Source organism: Halorubrum sp. SP9, from assembly GCF_005435015.1.
Lineage (GTDB): Archaea > Halobacteriota > Halobacteria > Halobacteriales > Haloferacaceae > Halorubrum > Halorubrum sodomense.
This window is the reverse complement of record NZ_SGXU01000443.1, coordinates 1-397: the sequence shown is the minus strand read 5'-3', so window position 1 is coordinate 397 and position 397 is coordinate 1. Positions and strand designations below refer to the sequence as shown.

The following is a 397-nucleotide window of genomic DNA, read 5'->3' as shown; positions in this document are numbered from 1 at the left end:
ACTACACGGTCGTGATCGAGTCGGCGTTCGTCGCCATCGAGCGCACTATCCAGTTCCGATTGATCCACGATGGGGCAATGTCCGCGGCGGAGGTCATCAGTAGCCACCGCCGACTCTACCAACGTGGTGCCGAGATAGGCCTCTACGACGACGCGTTCGGAGAGGAGCTTGCCGAGCTGTGGAACCGAAACCGAACGAAGACCTATTACAGACTCGGTATCGCAACGAAGGAACAGGCAGAGGCAATGTACCGGCTTGCCGACGATATCCACCGCCACCTCATCGATATGACACGGGTATCACACGAGTGTATCTGTCGAGCCTGACCGGTATGATGCGTTTCCTGGGTCGCGGGCAACAATCAGGACGAATGTCTTCGAGACCAGGAACCGTGTCG

General features: G+C 57.7%; 1 protein-coding gene. It reads left to right on the top strand.

Annotated elements, in window-relative coordinates; genetic code table 11:
• On the top strand, nt 1-326 hold a 326-nt coding region (locus EXE45_RS18175; protein ID WP_199233711.1), incomplete at its 5' end, for a hypothetical protein.
• Between the last annotated feature and the right edge of the window lie 71 nt (nt 327-397).